The 19,637-nt window shown below is 65.6% G+C and carries 18 protein-coding genes; 6 read left to right on the top strand and 12 right to left on the bottom strand.

Annotated elements, in window-relative coordinates; genetic code table 11:
- Positions 1 to 14: 14 nt before the first annotated feature.
- The 12 genes from VCS63_RS26505 to VCS63_RS26560 form a co-directional block, all read right to left on the bottom strand.
- Complete coding sequence (locus VCS63_RS26505; RefSeq protein ID WP_323881500.1) at positions 15 to 1,142, bottom strand: MBOAT family O-acyltransferase; 1,128 nt, start codon at positions 1,140 to 1,142, stop codon at positions 15 to 17.
- A gap of 7 nt (positions 1,143 to 1,149) precedes the next feature.
- The gene (locus tag VCS63_RS26510) at positions 1,150 to 1,359 is read right to left on the bottom strand and encodes a hypothetical protein (RefSeq protein WP_042796310.1); all 210 of its coding nucleotides are present in this window, start codon (positions 1,357 to 1,359) and stop codon (positions 1,150 to 1,152) included.
- Complete coding sequence (locus VCS63_RS26515; protein WP_042796309.1) at positions 1,356 to 2,543, bottom strand: D-alanyl-lipoteichoic acid biosynthesis protein DltD; 1,188 nt, start codon at positions 2,541 to 2,543, stop codon at positions 1,356 to 1,358. Before VCS63_RS26515 ends, VCS63_RS26510 begins: the two co-directional genes overlap by 4 nt.
- Complete coding sequence (locus VCS63_RS26520) at positions 2,521 to 2,760, bottom strand: acyl carrier protein (RefSeq protein ID WP_323881502.1); 240 nt, start codon at positions 2,758 to 2,760, stop codon at positions 2,521 to 2,523. The genes VCS63_RS26515 and VCS63_RS26520 overlap by 23 nt, the downstream gene beginning before the upstream one ends.
- A gap of 412 nt (positions 2,761 to 3,172) precedes the next feature.
- Positions 3,173 to 3,676 (bottom strand): glycine zipper 2TM domain-containing protein, encoded by a 504-nt coding sequence (locus VCS63_RS26525; RefSeq protein WP_042796308.1) that lies wholly within the window; start codon positions 3,674 to 3,676, stop codon positions 3,173 to 3,175.
- 207 nt (positions 3,677 to 3,883) lie between these two features.
- Positions 3,884 to 4,825 (bottom strand): carbohydrate kinase family protein, encoded by a 942-nt coding sequence (locus VCS63_RS26530; RefSeq protein WP_042797536.1) that lies wholly within the window; start codon positions 4,823 to 4,825, stop codon positions 3,884 to 3,886.
- Positions 4,826 to 4,837: 12 nt separating this feature from the next.
- Positions 4,838 to 6,094, bottom strand: a complete 1,257-nt coding sequence (locus VCS63_RS26535; RefSeq protein ID WP_323881505.1) for a zinc-ribbon and DUF3426 domain-containing protein — start codon at positions 6,092 to 6,094, stop codon at positions 4,838 to 4,840.
- A gap of 23 nt (positions 6,095 to 6,117) precedes the next feature.
- Positions 6,118 to 7,047, bottom strand: coding sequence for a 50S ribosomal protein L11 methyltransferase (prmA, locus tag VCS63_RS26540; protein WP_042796307.1), 930 nt, complete (start codon positions 7,045 to 7,047; stop codon positions 6,118 to 6,120).
- Positions 7,048 to 7,149: 102 nt separating this feature from the next.
- Positions 7,150 to 8,496: an acetyl-CoA carboxylase biotin carboxylase subunit gene (accC, locus tag VCS63_RS26545; protein WP_042796306.1), complete on the bottom strand. Its 1,347-nt coding sequence runs from the start codon at positions 8,494 to 8,496 to the stop codon at positions 7,150 to 7,152.
- 9 nt (positions 8,497 to 8,505) lie between these two features.
- Positions 8,506 to 8,967, bottom strand: coding sequence for an acetyl-CoA carboxylase biotin carboxyl carrier protein (accB, locus tag VCS63_RS26550; protein WP_042796305.1), 462 nt, complete (start codon positions 8,965 to 8,967; stop codon positions 8,506 to 8,508).
- A gap of 87 nt (positions 8,968 to 9,054) precedes the next feature.
- Complete coding sequence (gene aroQ, locus VCS63_RS26555) at positions 9,055 to 9,489, bottom strand: type II 3-dehydroquinate dehydratase (RefSeq protein ID WP_042796304.1); 435 nt, start codon at positions 9,487 to 9,489, stop codon at positions 9,055 to 9,057.
- Between the two features lie 89 nt (positions 9,490 to 9,578).
- Complete coding sequence (locus VCS63_RS26560; RefSeq protein WP_323881507.1) at positions 9,579 to 10,112, bottom strand: TlpA disulfide reductase family protein; 534 nt, start codon at positions 10,110 to 10,112, stop codon at positions 9,579 to 9,581.
- A gap of 92 nt (positions 10,113 to 10,204) precedes the next feature.
- Between VCS63_RS26560 and mpl the strand changes: the two genes are divergently transcribed.
- The 6 genes from mpl to VCS63_RS26590 all read left to right on the top strand — a co-directional run bounded on the left by mpl (position 10,205) and on the right by VCS63_RS26590 (position 19,601).
- Positions 10,205 to 11,575: a UDP-N-acetylmuramate:L-alanyl-gamma-D-glutamyl-meso-diaminopimelate ligase gene (gene mpl / locus VCS63_RS26565; RefSeq protein WP_280134770.1), complete on the top strand. Its 1,371-nt coding sequence runs from the start codon at positions 10,205 to 10,207 to the stop codon at positions 11,573 to 11,575.
- A 28-nt stretch (positions 11,576 to 11,603) separates the two neighbouring features.
- Positions 11,604 to 12,206, top strand: a complete 603-nt coding sequence (locus tag VCS63_RS26570) for a YqiA/YcfP family alpha/beta fold hydrolase (protein ID WP_164793465.1) — start codon at positions 11,604 to 11,606, stop codon at positions 12,204 to 12,206.
- Between the two features lie 73 nt (positions 12,207 to 12,279).
- Complete coding sequence (locus VCS63_RS26575; RefSeq protein WP_323881509.1) at positions 12,280 to 14,184, top strand: ribonuclease catalytic domain-containing protein; 1,905 nt, start codon at positions 12,280 to 12,282, stop codon at positions 14,182 to 14,184.
- Positions 14,185 to 15,210: 1,026 nt separating this feature from the next.
- Entirely contained in the window at positions 15,211 to 15,882 is a 672-nt protein-coding gene (locus tag VCS63_RS26580; protein WP_042796301.1) for a response regulator transcription factor, read from the top strand.
- Positions 15,869 to 18,355, top strand: coding sequence for an extracellular solute-binding protein (locus VCS63_RS26585; RefSeq protein WP_175198807.1), 2,487 nt, complete (start codon positions 15,869 to 15,871; stop codon positions 18,353 to 18,355). Before VCS63_RS26580 ends, VCS63_RS26585 begins: the two co-directional genes overlap by 14 nt.
- Positions 18,356 to 18,503: 148 nt before the next feature.
- On the top strand, positions 18,504 to 19,601 hold the full coding sequence (locus VCS63_RS26590) for an ABC transporter substrate-binding protein (RefSeq protein ID WP_063639818.1): 1,098 nt from the start codon (positions 18,504 to 18,506) through the stop codon (positions 19,599 to 19,601).
- Positions 19,602 to 19,637 lie beyond the last annotated feature (36 nt).

Below are 19,637 nucleotides of genomic sequence, written 5' to 3' on the forward strand. Positions count from 1 at the left end.
CGAAACTCCCGGCGTCAGATAGGGCTGCGGCCGCTGAACACGTAAAGCGCCAGCGCGGCCAGAATCAGGGTGAGCACGCGCCCGAGAAAGCGCATGACGGGCTGCGCCAGCGCGGCCTGCAGCGCCGGCCGGGTCCGCGCGGCATTGATCAGCAGGTTGTGTCCGACCGAATACGCGCCGAACATCAGGCCGCTGACGATGTAGTGCAGCGACAGGCCGTTCCATACGCCCATGGCCAGCAAGGTGGCGAAGATGCCGATGTTCTGCGCGGCCATCCGATGGCGCGAGAAGAATTTGGTCTTGCTCAGCGCCTTGTAGATGGGCATGAACACCACGTCGCGCAGCCATTCCGACAGGCTGATGTGCCAGCGACGCCAGAAATCCTGCGGATTGAGCGTGGCCAGGGGATTGCGGAAGTTGATCGGCAAGGTGAAGCCGAACAGCATGCCGATGCCGATCGCCATCGTGGAGTAGCCGGCAAAGTCGAAGAACAGATAGGCGCTGTAGAGCGAGGCATTGAGCGCCACGCCGGTGAACGAGTAGTCGTGCGCGTCCAGCGTCGACAGGCCGTAGCGCCAGATCAGTTCGGCCAGGCCGAACTTCTGGATCACGCCCAGCATGATGAGCTCCAGGCCGCTGAGCCAGGTATTCAGGTTCACGCCTTCGTAGCCGCGCTTGAGGTCCGCCTGGAAGTTGCGCCAGCGGTACATCGGGCCGGCCAATAGCGTCAACGGAAAGAACAGGTAGATAAAGTAGTCCAGCGGCGACACGCGCTCGTTGCGCTGCGCGAAGAGCAGCACATCGATGGCGCGGAAGGTGGCGAAGGACAGGCCCAGCATGGCGCCCAGGTGCGACACGCCCGTTTTCACCAGCAGCAGCGGCGTCATCGTGATGATCATGGCCAGCCACGTGGGCATGTAGTTGCGCCGCACGGCCCACAGCGCGCTGCCGGAAATCGCCAGCAACGCGATGGGCTGGTAGGGGCGCGCCCAGAACACGGCCATCCACACACCGAGGCAAATCACGCCGATGATGTGGCGGTAGCCGATGCGCAGCGGCATGCCAAAGGAACGGTAGGCCAACAGGCCCAGGCCGCCGCACAAGGCGCCGCCGAAAAAGCTCAAGCTTGCGAACAATTCCATGCCGGGCTCAGAACTGTTGGTATTGGAATTCGACCTTGATCGGTCCGCCGCTGCCCGTGGTGGGCTGCGCCTGCAGCACGAACACCAGGATCACGCCGATATACAAGCAAAGGTGCCAGAAAAAGCGGCGTCCCCAGGCGGCAGCCGCCTTGCGGGTTTGCTGCCCTTCGCCAGTGCTGCCGGCCTCGGGCGAGGCCGTGGGAAGAATCTTGCTCATCGGGAAAAGTACTCCGCAATGCCTTGATCGGCCATGGCCCAGCCGAGCTCGGCCAAGTGCATGTCGTCACGCAGCATGCCCGGTTCGAACGGGATGCTGTAGAGATCCAGGCAGCCCATCTGGTAGCGCGCGCACATGCCCGTGATGGCAGCCACCACCGGGTCGAAGCGTTCCACATCCAGGATGAGCTTGGGATTGAACGGCTGAATGACGAAGTAGGCGCGGACCTTGCGCTTCTGCAACAGCGCCATCACGCGCGACAAGTCGCCGAGTTCCGCGCGAGTGATCGGGTCCACGTCCGCAAACTCGTTGCGCGCCGGCGAATACAGCGGCGCCAGGTACTGTTTGTAGTAGTCGTCGCGCACGTCATAGGGGTTGTGGCCGCCCAGGTCCTGCTCGACTGCGCGCGCCTGATGCGTCAGGCGCGCCCACTGCCCCTGATCGAGACGCGCGGAGGACGGCCATGACACGTAGCGGTGCGCCGGCACGGACAGTTTGCTGCGCGGACGATCGGGCGCCGGCTCCTTGCGTGCATGCCACCACAGCCCCAGCTTGTCCTTGAGCTCCGCAACCTGCCCATTGGCGATGAGCCACAGCAGGCCCCAGTTGGCGTTGTCGCTAATCCATGTCTGCATCTGCTCGCGCGTGCTGGGTTGGTCCCAGAGACGGTCCCAGACCGGGCCGGTCACGTGCTCGGCAAACGCGCTGCGCGGCAGCTGCCCGCCCGACGCGAACCAGGCCGGCGACAGCATGATCACCAGTCGCGTGTTGGGCGTAAGCGAATCCGCCACCGACTCCAGCACGCTGACGATGCCGTAGGACTGGAACATGGCGTGGCCATAGGCCAGCGTAGGCACCTTCAGTTCTTCGGGGAAGAAACGATAGGGCACGAAGCGCAGGTCGTGGCTGGACAGCTCGGACGAGCCAAGCACGACCAGCGTCCCGTCGCTCAGGGCGTTGCCCAGGCGGTTCAGGTTGACGTGCTGGGTGCCCCAGTCCGGGCCCAGGTTGGGCAGGTAGTTGCTCTTGGTGGCCGCGAGGGCCGAGGGCGCCGACATCGGGTTCACGACGCGGCTGAGCAGATCATCCGCGCCGCAATATGTTCCCACTGCCAGAGCCACCGCCGTCGCGGCAGCCGCGACGTGAGACAACAGCCGGGTATTACGAAGTATGGGCAGCGACATAGCCGGCAAGCGTGCGGACCGACTGTAGGTGCTCCGCGATCTCGGGAGCCGGGATGCTGCAGCCGTACTCCGACTCGACCGCCAGCGTGATGTCCACGGCGGCGAGCGAATCGACCAGGCCTGAGGCAATCAGTTGCGTATCGGGGGTGACTTTCTTCATGACGATCGACTCGACGATCTCGCCGATCTTGGTGTGGAGTTCTTGCTCGGTATGCATAGATAGTGCGGCGTTACAGGCCTGATCGGCCAGACATCCCCCGCCCCGGGATTCAGGACGATGAGATTACAAAGAAACGACTGAAACCAGGCTGAACGTCCAGCCCTCCAGAACGACGCGCGGATGCACTCAGTTACATGATTTTCGCAATGCGACGTCGATCGCAGACGCAATCATGGCACTACGTTCGTCGAATCGCCATTGAACTTGTGGATGAAATCGCGAGAAAAGGCTGGCAAACGTAACGTTCGCGGGTAAATCCCCGGGTGCCGCGTTGCGGCCGAACGACAGATTCTTACGCATGCGCGCCCTCCTCCGCCCCGCCCCCGTTTACGGATCGCCTCGCCCCAATAAAAAAGCCCCCTGACGGGGGCTTTGCCTTGCTGCGCCGCGAAGGGCGTCAGAGGGCTACTTACATCGGCGTGACGCGGGTGGGACCGGCGCCGCTGATCACCTGCACGCGCTGGCCCACGCTGATGGGCACGTCCGCTTCCTGCGCGACGACGCGGGTTTCGCCGTTATCCAGGCGCACGGTGATTTCGTAGCCGGAATTCTTGCCGGTCTGGTTTTCGATGGCGTTACCTGCCAGGGCGCCGAGAATGACGCCGCCAACGGTGGCGATCGTACGGCCGGTGCCGCCGCCAATGGCGTTACCCGCCACGCCGCCCAGCGCACCGCCGGCCACCATGCCGACGCCGCTGGACTTGTCGTTCTGGATCACGATGGGACGCACGCCGGTGACCGTGCCGGTACGGACGATCTGCTCGCGTTGCGCCTGGTCATAGCTGTAGACGCCGCTGGACGCGCTGCGGTTGGCGCAGCCGCCCAAGACCGCCATCGAGGTCACGACGGCAGCGATCGCCAGCCAGCGCCCCGCGCGCGGCGTCACCAGGGAAAAAGTTTTGCTTTGGTTCATTTGGACTCCTCGATCGGCCGTTGCCGACGATGTACTCATCATACCCTGGCCCACAATCCCGGCCAGCGCGGCTGCAACACACTGAAACGCACCGCCAGAAGCTGAAAAAACAGCGGTAGAGCTGCTCAAGAAAGGCGCCGGAACGCGGCGCCTTCAAAATCTTTCAACCGTTCGACCGCGACGCAGCGGCCGGGTTCCCAGCGCCGCTTATGCGGGCAGATGGATGCCGTAGGTCGCGTGCAGCACGGCGTCGATCTCGGCACGCGAGGGCGCATGGTTCTGCGGTCCGCGCGAAGCGATCTTGATGGCGCCCATGACGTTGCCCAGACGGCAGCTGTCTTCCCAATTCCAGCCGCTGGTCAAGCCGTAGAGCAGGCCGCCGCGCTGCGCATCGCCGCAGCCCGTCGGGTCCACCACCTGCGCCGCGCGCACCGGCTCGATCTGGATGGTCTTGCCGCCGGTCAGCAGCGTCGCGCCTTCCGCGCCCCGCGTCACCACCACGGCCTGCAGGGTACGGGCGATATCCGCCATGCTGCGGCCCGTGCGCTGTTCCACCACGCCAGCCTCGTAGTCGTTTACGGTCAACGCCTGCGCCAGCTCGAGCATGCGTTCCAGGTCCGCCCCGTCGAACAGCGGCATGGCCTGGCCCAGATCGAAGATGAAGGGGATGCCGCGCTTGTGCAGGCGCTCGGCGTGGGCAAACATACCCTCCTTGGCGTCGGGCGCAACAATGGCCCAGGCCGCGTCGGCGTCGCTCAGATCGTTTTGCGCCGCGTGCGACATGGCGCCCGGGTGGAAAGCCGTGATCTGGTTGTCGTCCAGATCGGTCGTGATGAAGCACTGCGCGGTAAACGTGCCCGGAATGACTTTGACGCGGCTGACGTCGATGCCCAGCCCCGCCATGCGCTCCATGTATTCGCCGGCGTCCTCGCCCACGGTCGCCACCGGCACGGGTTTGCCGCCCAGCAGGTTCATGTTGTAGGCAATATTGCCCGAGCAGCCGCCATACTCCTTGCGCATGCTGGGCACCAGGAACGACACGCTCAGCGACTGGATGCGGTCGGCAAGAATGTGCTCCTTGAAACGTCCTTCGAACACCGCGATGGTGTCGAACGCCATCGAACCGCAAACCAGAACTGGGGTTGCCATGCTAGTCATCCCTTAAGGAAAGAATTTATCGAGTTGGTAGCCATTGACCTGGACGCCGGTCACTTCAATGGGTACTGAAATCTTGAGTTCGCCGGCGGGCGCGAAAGGACCGCGCAACTGTTCCGGCGTGAGATAGTCCTCGGGCTTGAGCACGCGGCGCACCACCACCGTGTCCGACAGATCGGTCAGGTCCAGCACCAGCGCTGGCCAGTGCTGCGGCTTGTCGTAGCGGTTGCGCAGGACCAGTGTCAGGACCAGGCGGCTGCGCCCGTCGTCGATCGCCGCGGCGCCGGGCGGCGGCTGCAGCGACGACGATGCGATCGCGATGCGCTCCAGGCGGCGCGCGTACCCCACGGTGCAGCCCAGCGGCTGGCACACCGTTTCCAGCACGGGCCGCAGGGCGGGCACGGAATTGGCGATGTCCGTGCGGTAGGCATACACCAGCTGCAGGCCCAGCGCGATCAGGCCAACCAGGCAGGCATAGCCCCACAGCTTGCGTAACAGGCCGCGCCGCTCCTGGCGGTCCTGATCGAGGAACTCGGGTGGCGCCCGGCCCACATCGGTCGCGCTGGAATAGCGAGTGCGTGTATCGCCCAGCACCGGCTCGCCGGGGGCTTCGCGGTCGCCAGCATATTCGTCGTGGTAGTCGTCACGGTCGTCGTCGCGGTGTTCGTCGGCGTACTCGTTGTCGTATTCGTCGTCGCGAGCTTCATCGCGCACATCGGGGCGCGCACGGCCAATGGTGAAGGACGGCTCCGCATGGGTACCGCGCGCAGGCTGCTCGGCGTAGTGCGCAGGCCTGGCCGCGGCAGGCGCCGTCCAGCGCGGCGGCTCCTCGGCATCCGCAAGATCGTCATCGGCCAGGTCGTCGGCCTCGTCGAGGTCTTCCGCCTGCTCGGCCTGGACAGGTTCGACGCGTCGGCGGATGTCGTCGCGGCCGCGCAGCACGGCTGGAGGAGCCGAGGCGGCAACAGGAGGCGTCGCGGGCGCGAGCGGCGGTTCCGGCTCGTCTTCCCAGGGAGGAACCTGCGGCGCGGCTGGTACGGCAGGCGTGGCCAGCACCGGCGCCGCATGGCTGGCGGCCGGCGACACGGGCGCGGCAGGCGGCGCGGACTGCGGCGCCGCGCCCGCGGCCGGGACCAGGCAGGCGCGTCCGTCGAACACGGTCGAGCAGGCCCCGCAACGCACCAGGCCATTACGGACCCGCAATTGATCAGGCACCACCTTGAAGGTGGTGCCGCACTGCGGGCAACGGGTGGTCAAGGCCATGGCGCGATCTGCTGCGGCCGCGCTCAGGCCTTCTGGCCGTGCAGGCACACCCAGCCGTCGCGCGCGCGCCAGACCGACATGGCGATCCAGGGCGCATACGCAGCCGCCACTTCTTCAGCCTGCCGTTCCAGCACGCCGGACAGCACCAGATGGCCGCCTGCGGCGACGCGTCCGGCCAGCATGGGCGCCAGCACTTTCAGGGGATTGGACAGGATGTTGGCCACGACCACTTCAAAGGTGCCTTCCGCCAGCGCATCGGGCAGCATGGCCTGGAGTTCGACGTGGTTGACCTCGGCATTGAAGACCGTGCTCTGCACCGCCTGGGCGTCGATATCCACCGCCTGCGTCGGGCCCGCGCCCAGCTTGCGCGCGGCAATGGCCAGAATGCCCGAGCCGCAGCCGTAGTCCAGCAACGTGGCGCCGGCCGGCAACTCGGCTTCCAGCCAGGCCAGGCACAGATGCGTTGTGGGATGGCTGCCCGTGCCGAACGCCAGGCCGGGATCCAGCTCGATATGGATGGCGCCTTCCTGGGTGGCGGCTTCCGGCTCGAACGCCGGGACGTCGGGATTATCGCGGTGCCAGCTGGGCACGATCCACAGGCGCTCGGCGATATGGATGGGACCGAACTGCGATTGCGTCAGCCGCACCCAGTCGGCGTCCGGCACGTCGCGCAGGCTCCAGCCCTCGAACACTGCAGGATCCAGTTCGCCCGCGGCGCCGGCTTCTTCCATGATCTGCGCGGGATCGGCTCCGTCGGGCAACAAGGCAACGACGCGGTTCCGGTCCCAGGCCTGCACGTCGGGCTCGGTGCCCGGTTCGCCGAACAAGGGGCGTTCGTCGTCGGTGCCCAGGTCGGCGTCTTCAACCGATACCGACAGCACGCCCGCTTCCAGCAGGGCGTCCGAGAGGGCTTCGGCTTGCGCCTCCAGGCAATGGAGCACGAGTTCACGCATGATGATTCTTCCATCTGGCCAACGGGCCGCGGCTTGCGCCGCGGCCCGATCGACCGTAATACAAAACAGGAACGGTCCGGAGCTAACGCCCCGGATCGCGGGTCAGGGACGCTGAGCCAACTTGTGTTCCAGGTAGTGGATGCTGGTGCCGCCTTCGATGAAGCGGGCGTCCTGCAGCATTTCGCGGTGCAGCGGGATGTTGGTGGAAATGCCTTCCACCACCATTTCCGACAGCGCGGTGCGCATGCGGGCCAGCGCCTGGTCGCGCGTGTCACCGTAGGTAATGACCTTGGCGATCATCGAATCGTAGTTCGGCGGCACGAAATAACCGTTGAACGCATGCGAATCGATGCGCACGCCCGGACCGCCCGGCGTATGCCAGTTGGTGATCCGGCCGGGGCTGGGCACGAAGCGGAAAGGATCTTCCGCGTTGATGCGGCATTCGATCGCGTGGCCCTTGAACGTGATGTCGCGCTGGCGCAGCGTGAACTTCTCGCCGGCGGCGATCAGGATCTGCTGCTGGACCAGGTCGACGCCGGTGATCAGCTCGGTGACGGGGTGCTCGACCTGGATGCGGGTGTTCATTTCAATGAAATAGAACTCGCCGTTTTCATACAGGAACTCGAACGTGCCCGCGCCGCGGTAGCCCATCTTGCGGCAGGCGTCGGCGCAACGGTCGCCGATGCGCTCGATCAGGCGGCGCGCGATGCCGGGGGCCGGCGCTTCCTCGATGACCTTCTGGTGGCGACGCTGCATGGAGCAGTCGCGCTCGCCCAGCCAGACCGCATTGCGGCCGCCGTCGGCGAGCACCTGGATTTCCACGTGGCGTGGATTTTCCAGGAACTTCTCCATATAGACTTCGGGGTTGTTGAATGCGGCGCCTGCCTCCGAACGCGTCATCGTGACGGCGTTCAGCAGCGCGGCCTCGGTGTACACCACGCGCATGCCGCGGCCACCGCCGCCGCCTGCCGCCTTGATGATGACCGGATAACCGACTTCGCGCGCAATACGAAGGATTTCCTGCGGATCGTCGGGCAACGCGCCTTCCGAACCGGGCACCACCGGCACGCCGGCTTCGATCATGGCGCGCTTGGCGCTGACCTTGTCGCCCATCAGGCGAATGGTGTCGGGACGCGGGCCGATGAAGACGAAGCCACTCTTTTCGACGCGATCGGCGAAGTCGGCATTTTCGGACAAGAACCCGTAACCCGGGTGAATTGCCTCGGAATCCGTGACTTCGGCCGCCGAAATGATGGCCGGCATGTTCAGGTAGCTTTCACGCGACGGCGCGGGCCCGATGCACACCGATTCATCGGCCAGGCGCACGTACTTGGCTTCGCGGTCGGCCTCGGAGTGCACGACCACGGTCTTGATGCCCAGCTCGCGGCAAGCGCGCTGAATGCGCAGGGCGATTTCGCCCCGATTGGCGATCAGGATTTTTTCGAACATTTTCAGCTATCAGCCAATGACGAACAGGGGTTGACCGTACTCGACGGGCTCGCCGTTTTCGACCAGGATTTCTTTGATGACGCCGGACTTGTCGGCTTCGATCTCATTGAGCAGCTTCATGGCTTCAATGATGCACAGCGGGTCGCCTTCCTTGACGGTGGCGCCTACGTCGATGAACGGAGCAGCGCCCGGGTTCGGAGCGCGATAGAACGTGCCGACCATGGGGGCCTTCACGACGTGGCCCTGGATCACCGGCGCGGCTTCCGCGGCGGCGGCGGGCGCGGCCGGCGCGGCAGCCTGGGCCACGGGCGCGGCGGGCACGCCAGCTTCGGGGTGGTGATAGGCAACCGGCTGCAAGGTCTGCGAGAACTTGACGATCCTCACCTTGCCTTCGCCTTCGGTGATTTCCAGCTCGGCGATGCCCGATTCAGCCACCAGGTCGATCAGGGTTTTGAGTTTTCGGAGGTCCATAGAAGCTGCTTCCCGAGATAGTGTCGGCGACGTCCCAGCGTCGGGTCCGCGCCATATAAGATGTAAATGCTGTGGTTTGGTGCGAGATCAGTGCCGCACTGCGTAACGCAGAGCCGCCTCGTAGCCATCCGCGCCCAGGCCGCTGATGAGGCCTACCGCCAAGTCGGACAGATAAGAGTGATGCCTGAAGGGCTCTCGCTTATACAGATTGGACAAATGTACTTCAATAAATGGGATCGCGACCCCGGCCAGCGCATCGCGAATTGCGACGCTGGTGTGCGTATATGCCGCCGCGTTGATGATGATGAAGTCCGTGCCGTCTTGCCGGGCCGCCTGAATGCGGTCAACCAGCGCGCCTTCGTGATTGCTTTGCCACGCTGTCAGCGTGGCGCCCATTTCGCCTGCAAGCAGCTCAAGATTCTCATTGATCTGTTGCAGCGTGAGGCTGCCGTAGATATGAGGTTCTCGGGTGCCGAGCAGGTTCAGGTTCGGGCCATGCAATACCAGTATGTTTTGCGCCATGCGCTTGCCAATGAGTGGTTTGCCAATTGTTGGCAAAACAGCCGATAAACCAGCTTTTTACGCCAATTCCTACTATTTGTCCAACAGACTTACGCCTTTAAACCAGATAAGGTGCGATCCAGATCGTCGGGCTGAATTTCACCCAGTATCTTCCGGTTAATTCCGCCATCTGCGTTGAAAACAATAGTAAAAGGCAGACCCCCGCTGGGATTTCCCAGCTTGCGCAGCGTATCGATGGCACCTGCGCCAATTACCCAGAGCGGATAGGAAACCTGTACTTTCTCGACAAATTTTTGCATGTTCGCGGCGGAATCGACACCAATCCCGACAAATCGTACATGCGGATATTTTTTCTGCAGGGCATCGAGTTCCGGCATTTCGCGCACGCACGGCGCGCACCACGTTGCCCAGAAATTGACCACGATGGGCTGGCCTTTCCAGCCGGACAGCGACTGGGATGCCCCATTCAGGTCGGGAAGTTGCATCTGCATCAGCCCGGCGACGGGATCGCCGGCATCGGCGGGGGCCGAGGGCCCGGAGGTCTTGCGGCCCATCAGGGTGTAGCCGCCCGCGACCGTGGCGGCAATGGCCACGCCAGCGGAAAGAAGTAGGCGTCGATTCATGGCGCGATCATAACCGCTGCGGCCGTTTTACGCCGAGCCGGCCGCGGCTGGCGCCGCCTCTATATATACAATGCAGGACAGGAGAGTTTTCAATGCACCTGCATATTCTTGGCATCTGCGGTACGTTCATGGGCGGCTTGGCGCTGATCGCGCGCGCCGCCGGCCACAAGGTCACTGGTTGCGACGCGGGCGTGTATCCGCCCATGAGCACGCAACTGTCCGAACAGGGAATCGAGTTGATCGAAGGCTTCGGCGCCGAACAATTGGCGCTCAAGCCCGATCTGTACGTGATCGGCAACGTGGTCAGCCGCGGCAATCCGCTGATGGAGGCCATCCTGGATTCGGGCGCGCGCTACGTCTCGGGGCCGCAATGGCTGGGCGACAATATCCTGCCAGGCCAGCACGTTCTTGCCGTGGCGGGCACCCACGGCAAGACCACCACCAGCTCGATGCTGGCCTGGGTGCTGGAGGCCACGGGCATGGCGCCCAACTTCCTCATCGGCGGCGTGGCGCAGGATTTGCACGTGTCGGCCCGCTATGATCCGTCGCGCCGCCCCTTCGTCATCGAAGCGGATGAGTACGACACAGCCTTCTTCGACAAGCGCTCGAAGTTCGTCCATTACCGTCCGCGCACGGCCATCCTGAACAATCTTGAGTACGATCACGCGGACATCTTCCCCGATCTCGCCGCGATCGAAACCCAGTTCCATCACCTGGTGCGCACCATCCCCGGTTCGGGCCGCATCGTTCGGCCGGCGCGCTGCGCCGCGCTGGACCGCGTGATCACCCGCGGTTGCTGGTCTGAAACCGTCACGTTCGGCGCCGATGGCGCCTGGCAGGCGACCGCGCCCGATGCCGAGGGCGCCTTCAGCGTGCTGCGCGGCGGCGTAACCGCCGGGACCGTGCGCTGGAACCTGACGGGCGAGCACAACCGCATGAACGCACTGGCGGCGCTGGCAGCCGCCGAACACGTGGGCGTGCCGGCCGCGCAAGGCATCGAAGCCCTGAGCCGTTTCGCGGGCGTGAAACGCCGCATGGAATTGCGCGGCACGGTCAACGGCATCAAGGTCTACGACGATTTCGCGCACCACCCCACCGCCATCGCCACCACGCTGGAAGGCCTGCGCCGCCAGGTCGGCCCGGCCCGCATTTTGGCCGTGCTGGAACCGCGTTCCAACACCATGAAGCTGGGCACCATGGCGGCCCGCCTGCCCGAAGCCCTGGCCGATGCGGATCTGGTGTTCTGCTTCGGCGCCCATTCGGGCAAACACGCCCTGGGCTGGAATCCGGCCGAGGTGCTGGCGCCCCTGGGCGACCGGGCTTCCAGCTACGATGACATTGGCACGCTGGTCGCGGCCGTGGCCGGCGCCGCCCGTCCGGGCGATCAGGTGCTGGTCATGAGCAATGGCGGCTTTGGCGGCGTGCACGGCAAGCTGCTGGACGCCCTGCAGGCACGCGGCTGATTCCCGGAATACACCGCAAAGGCGAGCAATGATCCTCTATCTGCACGGTTTCCGTTCCTCGCCGACCTCGTTCAAGGCCAGGATGATGGCGGACGCCATGGCCGCGCGCGGCCTGTCGGCGGCCTGGGCCTGCCCGCAACTGCCCGCCAGCCCGCGCGAGGCCATCGACTTGGCGATGGGCATCGCCAGGCGCCAACTGCACGGAGCGGACTCCCCCCGGGCGCTGACCGTGATCGGCTCTTCGCTGGGCGGTTTCTACGCTACGTGGCTGGCCGAACAGCTGGGCTGCAAGGCCGTGCTGCTGAATCCCGCGGTCGAGGCCGCCCGGGATCTCGCCACCCAGGTCGGCGAGCACCGCATGTATCATTCCGACGCGCCATTCGTCTTCCTGCCCGAGTACGTGGACGAACTGGCCGCCATCCATGCCCCTCGCATCACCCAACCCGACCGGTACTTCCTGGTGGCGGCCACCGGCGACGAGGTCCTGGATTGGCGCGAGATGCGCGACCGCTTTGCGGGCTGCCGCCAGCACATCGTGCAAGGCAGCGACCACGGTTTATCCGACTTTGCGGAATGGATGCCCGAAGTGCTTGAATTCGCCCTTGGCGACAAGCAGGTTCGCCCCCAATAATCAGTATCAGACATCAACACTCTATATAGCTGCGCAAGGCGGCGCGTGCGCGCCGCCCAGGACGATCCCCACCATGTATGTGTTTTACGAAGACGACGGCAGCTTCAAGGCCGGCAATATCCTGTCCGAGACCGATGCCAGCCTGCAGGTGGAATCGGAATCCGGCAAGCGCAGCAAGATCAAGCGCGCCAACACCTTGTTCACCTTTGCCGCGCCGGAACCGGCCGCGCTGATGAGCCAGGCGGCCGCGACCGCCGAGACCCTGGAGCTGCAATTCCTTTGGGAGTGCGCGCCGCAGGAAGAATTCGATTCCCCCGCCCTGGCCGCCGATTACTTCGGCCACGCGCCCACGCCCGTGGAGCAGGCGGCGCTCCTGATGCGCCTGCACGGCGCGCCCGCCTACTTCCACCGCCGCGGCAAGGGCCGTTACCGTCCCGCGCCGCCCGACATCCTGGCGGCCGCGCTGGCGGCGCTGGAAAAGAAGCAGCGCCAGGCTGAGCAGCAGCAGGAATGGGTGGACGAAATGGCCGCCGGGCGCCTGCCCGAACCCATTGCCCAGGCCGCGGAGTCGCTGCTGATCCGTCCCGACAAGAATTCTCAGCAATGGAAGGCGCTGGACGCCGCCTGCGCCAAACTGGGCAAGAGCCCCGATCGCCTGCTGCTGGAACTGGGCGCCTGGCCGCATGCGCTGGCGCTGCACAAGCGCCGCTTCCTGGCGGTGAACTTCCCGCGCGGGCTGGCATTCCCCGATCTGGAACTGCCCCCGATCGACCGTGACTTGCCCCTGGCCGACGCCGAGATCTATTCGGTGGACGATGTCACGACCACTGAAATCGACGACGCCCTGTCCGTTTCCACCTTGCCCGACGGCCGCCTGCGCGTCGGCGTGCACGTGGCGGCGCCGGGCATCACCGTGACCCGCGACAGCGAGTTCGACAAGCTGGCGCGCGCCCGCCTGTCCACCGTCTACATGCCGGGCGACAAGATCCCGATGCAGCCAGACAACGTCATCCAGGCGTTCTCCCTGGACGCCGGGCGCGAAGTGCCGGCGCTGTCCCTGTACGTCGTGGCCGACCCGGAAACCGGCGAGATCATTGAATCGGAAACCCGCCTGGAACGCGTGGTGGTGCGCGAGAACCTGCGCCACAACATGCTGGACGCCCAGATCACTGAGGCCAGTCTGTCCGATCCATCGGCCGACCTGCCCTACGGCCATTGGCTGCGCCCGCTCTGGAAGCTGGCGCAAGCCCTGTCGGCCCAGCGCGAGAACGTGCGCGGCAAGCCCGAGAACAACTCTCGGGTGGAGTACAGCTTCTACCTGGACGGCGACCCGAACGATCCGGACACGCCGGTGCGCCTGGTGCCGCGCCAGCGCAACGCGCCGCTGGACCGTATGGTGGCCGAGTACATGATCCTGGCGAACAATCTCTGGGGCGGACTGCTGCATCAGCACGGCGTGCCGGGCATCTACCGCTCGCAACAGGCGGGCCGGGTGCGCATGAGCACCCAGGCCCTGCCGCACGAAGCCATCGGCGTGCCGCAATACGCCTGGAGCACCTCGCCGCTGCGCCGCTACGTGGACCTGGTGAACCAGTGGCAACTGATCGCCGCCGTCGAACACGGCGTATCGGCGCGCCTGGTCGCCCCGTTCAAGCCGCGTGACGCAGACCTGTTCGCCATCATCGGCGCTTTCGACGCGCAGTACGCAGCCTGGGCGGAGTTCCAGAGCGCGATGGAACGCTACTGGTGCCTGCGCTGGCTCAAGCAGCACAACGTGACCCGGACGGTGGCGCACGTGCTGCGCGAGGACCTCGTGCGCTTCGCGAACGCCCCGTTGGTGACGCGCGTGGGCGGGATGCCGGAGCTGGAGCGCGGGACTGCGGTGGAGATTGATATCCTGGGGATGGATGAGTTGTCTCTGGAGCTGGATTGCCGGTATATCGGGGAGATTAATCCTGCTGTGGGTGGGCAGGAGTAGGTTTCTTCTGGTCTGGTGTCTTTGGGCGGTGCGTTGCGAGTTCTACGTAGGCCGCCCATCGGCGCGGGCACGTGGGAGGCGAGCGCCCACGATTGCGGTCCGGCGCGCGGGCGCCGGACTTCCCCGTTGTCAACCTCGTCCAGGCCTTCGGCCTTCCCTACGGTTTCCCTCGGGCGCATCGAGGTTGCTCACCCCCACGCGCCCGCGCCGACGGGCTACTTGAATCTTGGACTGATGCGCTGCTGGGGCCGAGGTCAGGGACGAGTCTTGCGTTGCCCGCCATTCTCGGCCGCGCGGGCGGCCGGGAATGGCATACGTGATTTCTTGAATTTCGATTGTGTTCGCTTGCGCGAATGCGACGAATGATTTGCTATTGGTCCCCAGCTCTTGGGGGATGGGCGGTGATGGGTGGCGCGCGACGGGCAGCCGCTTGCGCATGCAGACCCGGACGCGCGCCACCCATCCGGCATTCGCGTTGAAGTGACGATTACTGGCCGACCGCGTGCTTGGCCATCTCCCCAACACAACACCATACCCAGACCCGGTTCTCGCTTGCCATATGCGTCACAAAGAGAACGCCTCCACCACCAGCGCGCAGCGCCATCACGTGACGCAAGACACCGCGTAAGCCCCAAAAGGCCGCCCGCGCGGCCGGCCTGGGGCGGGCCCCGCAAGACACGCCAACCCCACTCGTCCGTGGCCAGAACGCCAAGCACACCACCCGCCCCAGCGCCCGTGAAGTTTCAACCAGCCGAGCCTGTCGCGTCGGGGGCTCGCGAGGCGCGGGGCGTCGATAAGCCCGAGGGAATCGGAAGAAAAGGCCGAAGGCCTGGACGACGATGACGACGGGGCAGTCCGGAGCGAAGGCTCCGGACCGCAATCGTTGCCCCGCGCCTCGCGAGCCCCCGACGCGACAGGCGCCTAAAGAACCAGCACCCCGGCACCAACCCGCAAGCCTCAAGACCCACAGAACCCTCACACCCCTATAAACTCCCCCGAAAGCCACAAAAGACACGGAGACAACACATGCGCATTTTGCTGGTCGAGGACAATCTCGATCTCGGCGATGCCGTGGAAAGCAAGCTGCGTACGGCCGGCCACAGCGTGCAATGGGTGCGCGATGGCGTGGCGGCGTTACGCTGGGGGCTGGACGAAACTTGGGACGCCCTGGTCCTGGACATCAACCTGCCCGGCAAGGACGGCTTTACCGTCATCCGCGAATTGCGCGCCGCCGGACTGGAAGCCCCCGTCCTGGTCATGACCGCGCGCTCGGAAATCGAAGACAAGATCGACATGCTGGACCTGGGCGCCGATGACTATCTCGTCAAGCCCTTCGACCTGCGGGAACTCGAGGCCCGGCTGCGCGCCCTGATGCGCCGCCCCGCCGGCCAGACCAGTAGCGTCACCGTCTACGGCAACCTCAGCCTGGACCTCGCCAACCGCGACGTCAGCGTGGCCGGCGCGCCCCTGGAGCTGGGGCGGCGCGAATTCCGCCTGTTGGAGATCCTGCTGGGCAAACTGGGCCAGACCGTCGCCAAGGAACGGTTGATGAACCAGCTCTTCGACCTGGACGACGGCACCCTGAACGCGCTGGAGTTGCTGATATCGCGGCTGCGCAAAAAGCTCGCCGGCGCGTCGATCGATATCGTCACGGTGCGCGGCGTGGGCTATCAGGCCCGAAGCCATGAACAGCCCTGAAAACTTCTCCATCCGCCGTCGCGTCTTCGCATTGGGCGTGCTGCTGCTGGCCTGTGCATTGATCGGGCTGGTGTTCTTCCTGCGCGGCTACGCCCAGCGTGCCGCGGAGCAGGCCTTTGACCGGCTGTTGGCGGCCTCGGCGCTGACCATCGCTGGTTCCGTGCAGATCGAAGACAACAACGTCACCGTCGAACCGCCGGTCTCCTCGCTGGCCATGCTGTCTGGCGGCGAACGCGTGTTCTACGAAGCCCGCGCGTCCAACGGCCGCCTCATTACCGGCTACGAAGACCTGGCGCCCGGCCTGCCGCTGGCGCAATCGGCCACTCCTGTGTTCACCTACCTGCGCTATCACGATGAGCCCGTGCGCGTCGCGACCGTGGGCCGGTTGGTGTCCGCCAGCCAGCATGCGGGCTGGGTCACCGTGCGCGTGGCTGAAACTCTGGGCTCTCGCGAAGCCCTGGCCGACGAGATCTTGGGACGCACCGCGCTGCCGCTGGTCGTGGTGTCCCTGGTGGCGCTGGGCCTGCTCTGGTTCGGCGTGCAGCGCGCCTTCGCGCCGCTGAGCGTGGTGGAACGAGAGTTGCGCGGCCGCGCGCCAGACGATCTGGCGCCGTTGGTAACGCCCGTCCCGCGCGAGGTCCGGCGGCTGGTCGAAGCGCTGAACGCATTCATGCAGCGCCTGTCCGGCGTCATGGGCACGCTCAATACACTGGTGGCGGATGCCGCGCACCAGGTCCGAACGCCGCTGGCCTCGCTGCGCGCGCAGGCCGAGGTTGCCCTGGACGAGACCGATCCGCAGCGACTGCATGCCCGCCTGGAACGCATCCATCTGAACGCCATGCATGCCAGCCAGCTGATCAACCAGCTGCTCATGGACGCGACCATCACCCATCGCCTGGGACAAGGCTCGCGCACATTGGTGGGCGTGGCCGAGACCGTCAACGAAACGCGGCGCCGCATCGGACCGCTGGAGGCGCAGCGCCTGCGCATCGAGATCGCGCCAGAAGTACGCCGCGCCCGCATCGCCGGCGACCGCGTCGCCTTGCGCGAAATGCTGCGCAACCTGGTGGACAACGCGCTGCGCTACGCGCCGGACGGCCCCGTCGACATCCAGGCGACGCCAGTGGCCGGGTTCCGCGTGGCGCTCACTGTGTCCGACCGCGGCCCGGGCGTGGCCGACGACGAAAAAGACGCCGTGCAACAGCGCTTCACGCGTGGCCGCGCCGGTGAAGCCCAGCCGGGGTCCGGGCTGGGGTTGTCGATCGTGCGCTCGGTGGCCACCGCCCATGGCGGGTCGCTCTGGCTGCAGGACCGGCCAGGCGGAGGGCTGACGGCGCGCGTGATCCTGCCGCTGGCGCGCTCCGCGCCGGGGCGCGCCGCTGCCGCCTGCCTGGGCGCGCTGTGCATGATGGGCCTGCTGCTGGCCTCGTCCTCCCCCGAGGCGCGCGCCGCCGACATCCCCGAAATCGTCACCCGCTACGCCGCGCCGCAACCCACGTCGCGGGTGCTGACCATTGCCGGGCCCACGGACACGCCGGTGGTCGCGCCGCTGATCCAGGGCTTCCAGTCGCAGCGGCCGGACGTAACCGTTGTGTATCGCGAAATGGGCAGCCGCGAACTCTACGAAGCCGCCGTCAATGGGCAGCTGAAAGACGTGGACGTGCTGATGAGTTCGGCTTCGGACCTTCAGATCCGGCTGGCCAACGACGGCTATGCGCTGAGCTATTCGTCGCCCTATGCCGCCAAGCTGCCCTCATGGGCCATCTGGCGCCATGAAGTCTACGGCTTCACTTTCGAGCCGGCCGTCATCGTCTACAACCCCAAACGCTACACCGAAGCCACCGTGCCGCGGTCGCGGCAGGACCTGCTGCGTCTGCTGGAGCGCGACTCGGCGAAGCTGCGCGGCCGCATCGGCACCTATGACATCGCGGCCAGCAGCGTGGGCTATCTGCTGGCTGAACAGGACGAGCTGGTGTCGTCGAACTTCTGGGGACTGGCCAACGCGATGGGCCAGGCAGGTGTGCGCCTGTCCGCCACCAGCGCCGAGATCCTGGACGCGATCGAGAACGACCAGATCGACATCGGCTACAACATCCTCGGCTCCTACGCCCTGTCGCGGCAGGCGGCTGGCGCGCCCATCGGCGTCGTCTTTCCGCAAGACTACGTGCTGGTGCTGGCGCGTTCGGTGCTGATCGCGCGCACGGCCCCCAGCCCGGAGTTGGCGCGCGCGCTGGTGGACTGGCTGCTGTCGCCGGCGGGGCAGCAAGTGGCGTCCAGCCATGCCGCGCTAGGCTCCATCATGGAAGATACGCCCGGCCGCTGGACCTCCGAAGCGGTGCTGGCGCGTTCCCAGGGCATCGTGCAGCCGGTAGTGCTGAGCCCCGCCCTGCTGGTCGGCCTGGACCAGCGCCGACATTCGCGCTTTGTGCAGAACTGGATCCGACTGGTAACGGACACCCCCGCAAGACCGTAACGGCGCGGGGCGCACGCGCCCGCCGGCAAGGGATTTCCCCTATGCCCCTCTTGCCGCCATGACAGGACGACGACAGACGCGGGCTCCTAAGATGCCCGCAAGCTGGACACGGATCCTGCTCATGCCTATACCAATCGGAGACACACCCATGCTTGCCAAGTCCCAACTGGCGGCCGCCTGCGCCGCTGCATTCGCCCTTGCCGCCGGCAGCGCCTTTGCGCAGCAAGTGCCGGCCGGCTACCCGGCCGATTACCAGAAGATCCTGGACGGCGCCAAGAAGGAAGGCAAGGTCGTCATCTACTCGACCACCGACACCAAGGCCGCAGGCCCCGTCATCAAGGGCTTCGAGGAGCTGTATCCGGGCATCAAGGTCGAATACAACGACATGAACAGCACCGAGCTCTACAACCGCTACATCAGCGAACAAGCGGCCGGCGGCGGTAGCGGCGACATCGTCTGGAGCTCGTCGATGGACTCGGCCCTGAAACTGGCCACCGACTACGCCCTGCAGTACAAGTCGCCGGAAGTCAGCAAGCTGCCTGCCTGGGCGGTCTGGAAGGATTCGGCCTACGGCACCACCTACGAGCCGGCCGTGTTCATCTACAACAAGCGCCTGATTCCGGCTGCCGAAGTGCCCACCACGCACGGCGCGCTGGCCAAGCTGATCGCCAGCCAACCGGACAAGTTCAAGAACAAGGTCACCACCTACGACATCGAGAAATCGGCGGTCGGCTTCATGCTGGCAGTGCAGGACAAGGCCAACGATCCCAAGTACTTCGAGACGCTCAAGGGAATCGGCGCTGGCGGCCTGATCGTGCAGTCGTCCACCGGCACCATGATGGAACGCGTGTCCTCCGGCGAAAACCTGATCGGCTACAACATCCTGGGCTCGTACGCCGAAACGCGCGCCAAGAACGACCCGTCGCTGGGCGTGGCGTATCCCACCGACTATGCGCTGGTCCTGTCGCGCGTGGCCTTCATCAGCAAGAAAGCCAAGAACCGCAACGCCGCCAAGCTGTGGATGGACTACCTGCTGTCGCAGAAGGGCCAGACGATCCTGGCCAATCAGGCCGACCTGGCGTCCGTGCGCGATGACATCGAGGGCGACAACGACGTGGACGGCATGACCAAGAAGCTGGGCGCAGCGCTCAAGCCGATTCCGGTCAATGAAACCCTGCTGGACTACCTGGAGCAGAACAAGCGCCTGCAGTTCATCAAGGACTGGCGCGCCGCCGCGGGCAAGTAATGCCGCGCAGCCCGGGGCGCCGCCGCTGCCCCGAGC

The sequence above is a fragment of the Achromobacter sp. D10 genome, from assembly GCF_035282245.1.
GTDB classification, from domain to species: Bacteria; Pseudomonadota; Gammaproteobacteria; order Burkholderiales; family Burkholderiaceae_B; genus Achromobacter; species Achromobacter insolitus.